The organism is Ruminococcus sp. 8Y-12 (assembly GCF_058119865.1).
Window position 1 is genome coordinate 1,030,095 of record NZ_CM176623.1, and the last position, 10,662, is coordinate 1,040,756.

Sequence of the window (10,662 nt, forward strand, 5' to 3'; positions counted from 1 at the left end):
AAAGAAAAGAGGAAGATTCTTGGATAGCAGGTAAATTTTTGTGCAAAATTTTGTCATCCTTCTGGATATAAGAAAAGGTAAAGAAAATATAAGGAATGAATGTTGTACAAAAAAAGAACTGCTGTTAGGATTTTTATATGCAAAGTAACGAAGATCGTGTGAGGGATAGGATCTTTAGCAAAGAAAATGTAGGAGGAAGAGAAATGAAGAGAAGAAACCGATTTGTGGCGGCTATGATGTCGGGTGCATTGATGGTCAGCACTATATTAGCAGCAGCGCCCATGACAGCTTTGGCCAGAGAAACCACCAGTATCCACAGCCTGACTGTAAATTACCAGGAACAGGCAGCAGGGGTGGAGACAGACCAGGTGATCCGTTTTGGCTGGAAAATGTCATCAGAGGAACAGGGAAAGGAACAAGTCTCCTATAAGATCAATGTCTACCAGGACAGTGAAAAGGGGAAACTGGTCTGGACAAGTGGGGAGGTAAAGAGCGGTAAGTCAGCCGGGATCGCATATCAGGCGGATGAAATGAATCTGGAGGATGAGACAAAATATACCTGGGTGGTTACCGTAACCTCTCAGGACGGCGGAACGTATCAATCAGATGCAGGCAGCTTTATCACAGGTACAGATATGAATGATGCTTCCTGGATTATTCCGGAGCAGAATGAAAATGCAGTTTCCCTTTTAAGAACAGAGCAGGAGCTGAAGGGCCAGGTGGAAAGTGCTTATCTGTATATTTCTTCACTGGGAATCTATACCGCTTACATTGACGGACAGGAGGTGAAGGTAAACAGCTCTTGTGACGATATTTTCAACCCGGGATGGACAGATTATAAATACTATACTAATTATCAGACCTATGATGTAACGGACTATATCCAGGACTCCACAGTGACTGTGGGCGTGGAGCTTGGAAAGGGCTGGTATGCGGGCAGAATCGGAGAAACCGGAAGCTATGGAGCTGTATTTGGACCGGATGATGAGAAATGCGAAATGGGACTCATTGCAAAGCTGGTGGTAAATTACAGCGATGGAACCAGACAGTACATTCGTACGAATCAGGACGACTGGAAATCCAGTGCCTACAGCCCGGTCACGGAAAATGATTTCTTTGATGGGGAGACCTATGATGCCAGAATTGCGGATGAGATCCGGGGATGGAATGATGACGGATATCTGGCCGCTTCTGCAGAAGATATTAACAATGCCTGGGCAGGGGTTACGGAAGGTTCTTACAAAGGTGACCTGCGCTCCGGGACCGGCGCCGCAGCCAGGATTGCGGATGAGTATGACCGGTATCCTGTCAGAGCCTACACTTACAAAGAGGAAGAAATGATCTCGGCAGAGGATGCTGGAAATGACTACGGAACTGTGAGAGAACATGAGGAAGACACAGACAGGGCGATCAGTCTGAAAAAGGGTGAGAATCTGATTATTGACTTTGGTCAAAATGGAAGCGGTGCGGTAGAGTTGACTGTGGAGGGAAAAGAGGGAACTGCGGTGACCATTGATCACTCTGAGATGCTCAATGACGGACGTAGGAATACCACCCTGGAGAGCGGCGGCAGCGATGGGCCCAGTGGAACACTTTACAAAAAGGCCATCACAAATGCCAATGTGACTGACAAGTATATTCTTTCCGGAAAGGGAACGGAAACATTTCTGCCTAAGTTTACCTTCCGGGGCTTCCAGTATGCAGAGATTACAGCAGACCAGGATATCCGGATAAAGGGGGTCAAAGCCAAAGTATACACCAGTGTGGGGGAACAGACCGGGACTATAGAGACAAATAACAGCGACATCAATAAGCTGTTTTCTAATACCCTGTGGAGTCAGAAATCCAACTATCTGTCCATTCCCACAGACTGTCCCCAGAGAGGTGAGAGGGCAGGATGGACCGGGGATGCCCAGCTCTTTGCAGCAACGGGTGTGTATAATTATGATGTATATTCATTTTTGGAGAACTACAATGATATCATGCAGGAGCATGCGAAAAACAATGGAGATGCATATGGGGCTATCATGCCCACCAGCTTTGTTGGGTTCTTCGCCACGATGATATCCAGTGGGTGGAGTGATGCGGGAATCATTATTCCATGGGTACTGTATCAGCAGACAGGTGACACCACTTTGATTGAAGAATATTATGGCCAGATGGATGCGTATATGAGCGTGGTAAATCAGAAGGGGTATGGCCCCATGTTTGGGGACTGGCTGGCATTTTCAGGGGCCTCCACTCCGTATTTGAATGCAGTGTATCAGATCTATTGTACCAGTCTGATGGAGAAAATGGCGGATGTGCTGGGCAGAGATGCGGATGCGTCCAAATACAGAGACCGATACTCTGTGCTGAAGAAGGCATTTATGGAAAAATATGTGGATGAAGATGGTAATGTGCTCTCATCCACAGCAGATGATGTGACCGTATCCAACCACGGCTATCCTGTAGTGGACAATGCGCAGACAGCTCTTCTGTGGGCTCTGAAACTGGGGCTTTACAGGGACAATGCCCAGAGGGATATCATGATCGCAAGTCTGCTCAAAAACGTGAAAAATGAGGGTGGGTCTGTACGCCCGGATTATGAAGAAAATACCCTGAGCGTGGGATTTTTGGGAGTCAATGTAATCCTTCCGGTACTGACCGAAATCGGTGCTGCGGATGTGGCCTATGACTTATTGCTGCAGGATGCACTTCCATCCTGGCTCTACAGCGTAAAGAACGGGGCAACCACAATTTGGGAGAGGTGGAATTCCTACTCTACGGAGAACAGCTTTGGCGATTCTGGTATGAACTCCTTTAACCATTACTCCTACGGGGCGTGCGTGGAGTGGATGTTTAAGTATATGGGCGGTATTACTATGGATGAGGAGAATCCGGGATTCCAGGACATCATTCTTCAGCCCACAGTGGATGAATCAGGCAGGATTACTTTTGTAAACAGCTCTTATAATTCTGTGTATGGAAACATTGTATCCAACTGGCAGGCAGAGAGCGGTAAAATGTCTGTTTATCATGCTGAGATACCGGCAAACACCAGGGCAGTTCTGTATCTGGAAGTCAGCGAGGGAGTTGCCCGGAAACTGGCGGGAACACAGGGAGTTACCTTTGTTGGAATGACCACACGCAATGAGAAACAGACCGCTCAGTTTGAACTGGTTTCCGGTTCCTATGACTTCCGGGATTTTAAAGAAAATCAGGTACAAGAACAGGATGTAAAAGTAAGCCAGGTTAGCTTGAATAAGGCAAGCCACAGACTGTTTATAAAGGATACGATGCAGCTTAGCGTATCTGTCAATCCGGCCAATGCGTCAGACAAGTCTGTGGCGTGGTCCAGCAGCAATGCAGCTGTGGCTAAAGTGGATGGCAATGGAAAAGTAATGGCAATGAAGGCAGGGACAGCAATTATTACAGCAGCGGCGAAGGATGGAAGTGGTAAGAAGGCAGAATGTAAGGTCACGGTGGTGAAGCCCACGGTAAAATTGAATGTGAAATCCGCCAGGCTTCAGGTGAAGAAAACCACAAAAGCCATCAAGGCCAGTGGATTAAAGAGCGGGGATTCCATCAGTAAGTGGACAAGTTCTAAAAAATCAGTGGCAACTGTGGATAAGAGCGGGAAGATCAGGGCGAAAAAGGCAGGAACCACTACCATTAAGGTTATCACCAAAAAGGGTGCAGCTGCATCCATGAGGCTGACAGTCACGAAGAAGGCAGTAAAAACCACCGGCATCAGAGCTAGTGTGAAAAAAGTAACCATGAGGAAGGGGAAAACTTATCAGCTTGTAGTGACCAGAAAACCTGTTACAGCTACAGAAAAGATTACTTACAAGTCATCTAAGAATTCAGTGGCAACGGTGACAGGTAAAGGAATGATTCGGGGCAGGAAAAAAGGAAGGGCTACAATCACGGTTAAGACATCTAATGGGAAGAAGTGTATGGTGAAGGTTATAGTTAAGTAGAAACTGTTTTAAGAGTTTGGGAGTGATGGGCGTAAATGGGAGGGGGACGCCAGAGGGATCGGAAGATATCCTGCGGCTGCTGTACCGTGTCGCCGGAAACTTCTAAAGGGCCGAGTGCTGCTCGAAACGCAAAAAGCGTTCGGCAACTCGGCCCGTTTGCTGGATGCAAACGCGCCTCAGACAATGCCTCTCTCGGGTCCGGGGACCCGTTTTTGCTCACCGCAGCAATCGCCCCTTAAGAAGTTCCAGGGCTCACTATATGCAGCCGCAGGATATCTCCCGCTCCCTCTGGCTGGCTTCTGCGTTTGCGGGGGCTGTTTCTGGCATAATGTTCTCGGCAGATGGGTTAGAATAGTTTTACAATTTACTGTAATTTGGTTTAGCTTATATTGTTTTTATGTTTGTATTGCTTTTGGAGGAATTTGTTTTATAATGTAAGTATACTTGATGGATTTTTTACATAGATACTGAGTGAATGTGTTTTTGCACGCTGGTTAAGCGGAGTTCTGATTCAACAAGAATAAATGAAGATTCTTACACTGACATGAAGGCAATCAACGCATCTGAAGATGTGGTCGTACTCTGTTAAATTATCGGGCAGAAGCAACTGTGGAGATGGATAAGGAGGAATCAGGATGGCTGTTTTAGACGGATGTGAATCAAAATTCAGAACACCGGAACCGGAGGAACGTGTTTGTCCTAAGTGCGGGAAGGCGGTGGAGGTGTTTACGATCAGGGGGAAAGTTATTGAGGAGGTAAAGTGTGACTGCGGCTATGTGTTTGAGGCCCAGGAACCGGATTCTCCTAAGGTTGAGAAAAAAGGTTAAGCATAGCGGAAGATCACTAAATGATAGAGCGCAGTAAGAAGGGAATGATCACCTCTCTTACTGCGCTTTTTTCTGGATATATTCCGCGTCAGATCTGCTTATTTTTTTACTTCATATATTACTTCTAGACCATCATCTGGATGATAGGACCAGCTTACTTCTAAACCATCATATTCAGAAGACTGAATCCCATCGAGTGCGCGTGTAGAAGACATCTTTTCAATTAACGAATCGGGTAAATCAAGTGCTTCGTTAATGTAAAAGATCGCCGAAATTGCATCATCTTCGGTATGATTTTTAATATCATTTGGATTTGTGTCAATTGATAAATAGGAACCATCATCAGCCAATGTTGCAAAAGATGATTTACAATATTTAATATAAACAGAATATAAATCTGGACCATTAGGTATAACCGTTAATTTACATGAAGATTCTTTACCATTATCTGACGTTATTGTAATGGTGCAGGTACCTTCTTTATATCCGGTAAGATTGCCTTCCTGGTCAACTCTACAAACACTTGGGTCTGAGGACTTCCATGTTACATGTTTATTTCCTGCGTTATTTGGTTCAATTGTGTAACTAATATACCCGACTGTTCCTAATTTATGTGTTGCCGATGTGAATTCCAATGTAATTGATTCTACTTGTGGTGTTATATTGACTTTGCAGGTGGCATCCTTTCCATTGGACGTTGTTGCTGTTATGAAGCAATTTCCAACCCCAATTGCAGAGATTTCTCCTTCTTCATCAACAGTTGCTATTTTCTCGTCAGAAGAAGTCCATTTGACCTTTTTGTTTTTCGCGTCGCTTGGTTCTATTACATAGGATAACTTTTTAGTCGTATCTTGATCAATAGTCACATTTGTCTCAGTAATCATTATTGATTCTGGCTGTTTACCACGGATAATGAAGAACAAGACAATTACAAGTAAAATAGAACAGGCACCCGCTATAACTTTATATTTAGGCTTAATAGAGGACTTTGACTTGTAAGAAATGTCTTTCTGTGTATTTTCAGCTCCTTCATAAACAGTAACCTTGCCGTTATTTTCAAAATCAGGAGCTCTGTAATTAATATCATTATCTAAAGATGTTTCACTATCTTCTATTATTATTTCGTTTTCTGTAAATATTTCTTCGGTAGCATTTTGTGTCTCTTGTAAAGGATCTTCGACTTCCATAGCCGTATGTCCCGTTTGTTGTGTTATTGTCTTTGCCGCTTCATTTTCAGACCACTTATTTTCTGCTTTTCTTTGCAGCTTCTCTTCGGCCAACAGCTTTTTATTCTGTTCTTCTTTTAGTTTTTCTTCCGCGATTCGGATCTTTTCTTCCGCTAACCGGGCTTCTTCCTTAGCTTTTGCAATCTGATCAGCTAAATCATCTCTTATTCTGTCATTATCTTCAAATGGATATCCACACACATTGCATACTTCTAACCCTTCGTCTAAAATCTCCCCACATTCAGGGCAAATTTTTACTTCAACAGAAACTTCTGTTTTATCAAATGGATATCCACAATTTGTACATTCTTCCGATCCCAATTCATTAAACTTTCCACACTCTGGACATTTTATTCTTTTCATACTCTGCTCCATCCTCTCCTTAAGATTTGTATAAATTAACACCTGACAGGACAATGTATTGACCATCGGAAAGTGTTAAATATTTTTGATCATCTGGAGTAAGCAGTACTTTTACCGCATCTTCGGTAGAATCAAGAGAATTCAGTATGGAATACCCAGAAAAGCCATGAAATCCGTCTGCTCCGTGTGATCCTGACTTTGCCTTATATTCTCCAGCGTCAATATCCTTACCTACAGTAAAAATTCCATATTTCGTTAAATCGTTTTGATCTAGTTCATCAAATGGGACAAGTGCCCCCCAATCTACAATATCTATATATTGCCCCTCTTCTAAATCTATGCACTCAAAAACGCTACTATAAAACATTGCCCCATCTGTAGTATTAGGATCAGTTCTTACCATAGTATTGGAGCATCCTTTTATTCCAAGCATAATATATTTACCAGGTTTAATTTCGTTTCCACATTTGTAGCTACCTTTTTCTAAGATATTCTCAAAAAGATCAGTCGGACAATATGCGAACCCAAGTGTTGCATCAGACGCAACCGAGTTCGATTCATTTGTATCAGCGGATTTTTTATTAGTCTTATCTTGTTTCATGGTTTCTATATCGTCTGAGTTATAACTTTGTATAATCTGATCAGATTCACCGTTATTTTGTGATACTATTTTTGCCTTTCCACCAGGCGCAGCTAGAAAACCAATAGTTGCTCCAGCTATCAAACAAATTCCGCACAATACTATTGTTAACCCTATTGATATACCACTTTTTTTATGTTTTTTATCTTTATTAATACTATTATTATCTTCCAGATGCGCCCCACATTTTGGACATTTTACAGCTTTATCTGAAATCATTTCTCCACAATGTTTACACTTTATTAAAGGCATCGTAATTCCCCCTCTCAATATAAAAACAGACTTTTAACTGTTTTTCCTATTTATTTATATATACATTTAGTATAGACGAAATATGGTAATAATGCAATATTATTCGTCATAGCTCTTGTCGAAATATGAAATATCTTTATCAGGAAACGCTCCCAGTACTTGGGCAATTCTTTAATAGCTGCTGTATGGCAACATAAAAAACCTCTGATAGCAGACAAGAGGTTCATGAAAATGTTTGCTATCAGGGGTTTTCACTTTTTATCCGATTTAACAGGACTATACGCCATAATATTTCTGAATAGTATATGCAACATATTCGGAACAACCTTTTCCAAATTGGGTATCTGTTGCTTCCGCAAGAAAGGGTGGTAGGCTTTTCTGTCACCATATAATCGCCAAAGCTGGATTCATAGAATCCATGCCCCAACCTCCAAAAGAGTGAAGGGTGAGGTAAAGGAATATTCTATTCTATCATGGTCCATGGAAAATTTCACAGGTTTTTCATTCAGTTCCTCAATATTCCTGATTTTAGGCATTTTAAGGGTACAGTTCGCAGGAGGGAGATCTCCCCAAACCGGCATTACAGAAATCTTTGTTTCCTCTCCGGCAGGTATCCGCATTTCACAGGAATGTACCAGGATTCCTACCCGGTAAGTTCCCTCATTATGCTCCTCAATTTCTCCGACATAATGAGGGATATTCAGCCAGCTGTTTCTCCATTATCATCCAAATCTTCAGGGTGGATGAAAAAAGCATCTCTGTCTAATAGAATTGTTTTATGGTTTCCTGAACCACCGGCGGCATTCTAAAATTTTTTAATACCCATAATGCCTTCTCTACTCTATCACAAAAATAATTATACTCATATTATACCAAGCCGCTAGCGCGGCGGCTAGCCCTAAGTACGTGAAACCACCACTTTTTTCAAAAAAGTAGCAGTTTTCTGAAAATTTTTACCGTCCGCCTCCTGAGGCAGGGTACTTTTTTGTTTCCTGCCATCATTTTTCACTATGGAGGTTTCATTATGGACAATTATTTAAAACAGTTTTGGGAGATGATCTCCCTCCGTGGCCTTACCGGCCATACAATCAAGTCTTATTCCACTTACATCCGCGCTTACCTGGTTTACCTTTCCAACGTCCTCGGTAAACTCCCGGAGGATGTTTCCTGGGAGGAGCTCATGGATTACATACGATGGCTCTAGAAAGAGCGTTCCCTCTCTGACCGTACCATCAACCACTGTATTTCACAGCTCCATTTTTTTACCATCTATGTTTTACACAAGCCCTGGGACCATACATAGCTCCCCTTGCGCAGATTTGACCACTATCTTCCCTATGTCCCCTCATAGAAAGAGGTCTGGCACTTTATCTCCACTATGCCGGACCTGAAGCAGAAGAACATGACGGAATTCCTGTACTCTGCCGGTTTGCGTATCGGTGAGGTCTGTCAGCTCCGATACGAAGATATCGACCGTAAAAATATGCGGATACATATCTGTCATTCCAAGAGCCGGCAGGACCGCTATGCCATCCTTTCCAAAACAGCTCTTGATCTGCTCACTCAGTACTGGTTTGCCTATGGCAAGCCTCTTGGCTGGCTCTTCCCTAAACAATCCGGCGCTGACAGGCCGATCGACACGTTCTATCTTTCCCGGCACATCCACGCCCATGAGCGCAGGCTTGGCTGGGAAGAACGTCTCACCTGCCACACCTTCCGACATGCGTTTGGCACCCATCTTTATGAAAACGGCACCGACCTGTTCAAGATCAGGTCCCTTCTTGGACATAAGTCTCTAGAATCCACAACCATCTATGTCCATCCTTCCCGTAATGCTGCCGGCAATGCGGTCAGTCCTTTCGACCGGATGGGAGGTGGACCCCGTGTGTAACCTGAAGATCCGACGGATATGGGAACTCTCCTATGGGGAATACAAGGCTTCCGGGCACATTCAGTCCCATGTTCAGCAGAAAGCCTCCCATGCCATCATGGACTGTAAATCCGGAAGGCTCGGAGCCAATCTCTCTCAGTGCCCAGACTGCGAACATCTGGAATTCCATAATAATTCCTGCCGCAGCCGCAACTGCCAGGCAGTCCAGAAGGAGGTCTGGGTGGATAAGCGCAGGGCAGAGGTCATTGATGCACCTTACTTCCATGTGGTATTCACACTCCCCCATGAACTTAATCCCCTGATCTACTATAACCAGCAGCTTCTTTGTGGTTTCCTGCACAGGTGCTGCGCACAGACACTGTTGGAACTCTCTCCGGCAGAAAGTATCCCGGCGTAACTCCCGGGATCATTCAGGTGCTCCATACCTGGGATCAGGAGATTGGCTACCCTGTGCATATGCACTGCATCCTTTCCGGCGGCGGCCTGACCCCTGACCACAAAATACGCAAAACAAAGAAGAACTTTTTTATCCCCGTCAGGGTACTCCGGGATAAGTTCAAGGGGAAATATATTGCCGGCCTTGATCGATTTTATAAAAATGGACAACTGGAGTTTTCTGCATCCTGCGAAAAACTCCGGAATTCTTATCAATGGGCTGGATTCCGCAACGGTCTTTACAAAAAAGACTGGTGCCCTTATAACAAAGAGACGTTTAACGGATTTGGCAATGCCATTGAATATCTGGGAAGATATACCCACAAGACTGCCATAGCAAACAGCCGCATCCTCTCCGCGGATAAACAACAGGTGACCTTTTCAGCCAGGAGCAGGAACCCTGGAGGACCTCGTAGAACAGTCACTCTTGAGAATACCGAATTTATCCGGCGTTACCTGATGCATGTACTCCCACCAGGATTTCAGAAGATCGGGTACTATGGGTTCCTGAACAATCGGGGGAAGAGCAAGAACCTGAAACTCATCTTTACGCTCCAGGGACATCAGCGTTTCCGCAGCAGATATCCGGGGCTTTCCATGGCGGAGCTCTTAAAAGCCATATGGGATACAGACATCCATATCTGCCCGAAATGTGGCTGCCACGGGATGCAGAGCATTGGAAGAATCCGCTGGCCTTCCTGACAATGCAGTCCCTTCACTGAATATTGTTTTTAAGACTTCCGCAAGAAGGTCTGCGGAGCATGCCCTTTTGCAAAAAATCCCCGCGGATATCTGTATATAGTGCTTTTCAGGCAGTGAAACATCCGGTATCACTCTGTCATTTTGACGAAATACGGACAATACTATCCCCATACACATCTGGCTGAACGTCCGCATCCTGGTACAATTAGAAAGAATTGTAAAATAAATTCTTACAAAAGCAATATAGATTTAAAACAATGTATGCGAAATCATCCTAACTCACCGTAACGGACTTTACAGAAATTATATATTTGGAAAATGAAGTTCTTACATTAATATGCTAAATTTCTTTTACTTAAACTAT

The 10,662-nt window shown here is 43.8% G+C and carries 6 protein-coding genes and 1 pseudogene; 5 read left to right on the forward strand and 2 right to left on the reverse strand.

Features of this window, described 5'->3' with window-relative positions; genetic code table 11:
- The first annotated feature begins 203 nt into the window (after nucleotides 1–203).
- Together AC0THY_RS03665 and AC0THY_RS03670 are read left to right on the forward strand one after the other, a co-directional pair.
- The gene (locus tag AC0THY_RS03665; RefSeq protein WP_489993119.1) at nucleotides 204–3,962 is read left to right on the forward strand and encodes a family 78 glycoside hydrolase catalytic domain; all 3,759 of its coding nucleotides are present in this window, start codon (nucleotides 204–206) and stop codon (nucleotides 3,960–3,962) included.
- A gap of 635 nt (nucleotides 3,963–4,597) precedes the next feature.
- Nucleotides 4,598–4,789: a hypothetical protein gene (locus AC0THY_RS03670; RefSeq protein ID WP_489993120.1), complete on the forward strand. Its 192-nt coding sequence runs from the start codon at nucleotides 4,598–4,600 to the stop codon at nucleotides 4,787–4,789.
- 98 nt (nucleotides 4,790–4,887) lie between these two features.
- Here AC0THY_RS03670 and AC0THY_RS03675 read toward each other — a convergent pair whose 3' ends face one another.
- Together AC0THY_RS03675 and AC0THY_RS03680 are read right to left on the reverse strand one after the other, a co-directional pair.
- Nucleotides 4,888–6,378: an Ig-like domain-containing protein gene (locus AC0THY_RS03675; protein WP_489993121.1), complete on the reverse strand. Its 1,491-nt coding sequence runs from the start codon at nucleotides 6,376–6,378 to the stop codon at nucleotides 4,888–4,890.
- Between the two features lie 19 nt (nucleotides 6,379–6,397).
- Nucleotides 6,398–7,270 carry a zinc ribbon domain-containing protein gene (locus AC0THY_RS03680; protein ID WP_489993122.1) on the reverse strand — a complete coding sequence of 291 codons (873 nt, stop codon included), beginning with the start codon at nucleotides 7,268–7,270 and terminating at the stop codon, nucleotides 6,398–6,400.
- Between the two features lie 1,024 nt (nucleotides 7,271–8,294).
- Here AC0THY_RS03680 and AC0THY_RS03685 point away from each other — a divergent pair.
- The 3 genes and pseudogenes from AC0THY_RS03685 to AC0THY_RS03695 all read left to right on the forward strand — a co-directional run bounded on the left by AC0THY_RS03685 (nucleotide 8,295) and on the right by AC0THY_RS03695 (nucleotide 10,298).
- Nucleotides 8,295–8,474 carry a hypothetical protein gene (locus tag AC0THY_RS03685; RefSeq protein ID WP_489993123.1) on the forward strand — a complete coding sequence of 60 codons (180 nt, stop codon included), beginning with the start codon at nucleotides 8,295–8,297 and terminating at the stop codon, nucleotides 8,472–8,474.
- 198 nt (nucleotides 8,475–8,672) lie between these two features.
- On the forward strand, nucleotides 8,673–9,161 hold the full coding sequence (locus AC0THY_RS03690) for a tyrosine-type recombinase/integrase (protein WP_489993124.1): 489 nt from the start codon (nucleotides 8,673–8,675) through the stop codon (nucleotides 9,159–9,161).
- Nucleotides 9,154–10,298 (forward strand): annotated as a pseudogene (locus tag AC0THY_RS03695) (IS91 family transposase). Before AC0THY_RS03690 ends, AC0THY_RS03695 begins: the two are co-directional and overlap by 8 nt.
- Nucleotides 10,299–10,662: the final 364 nt, after the last annotated feature.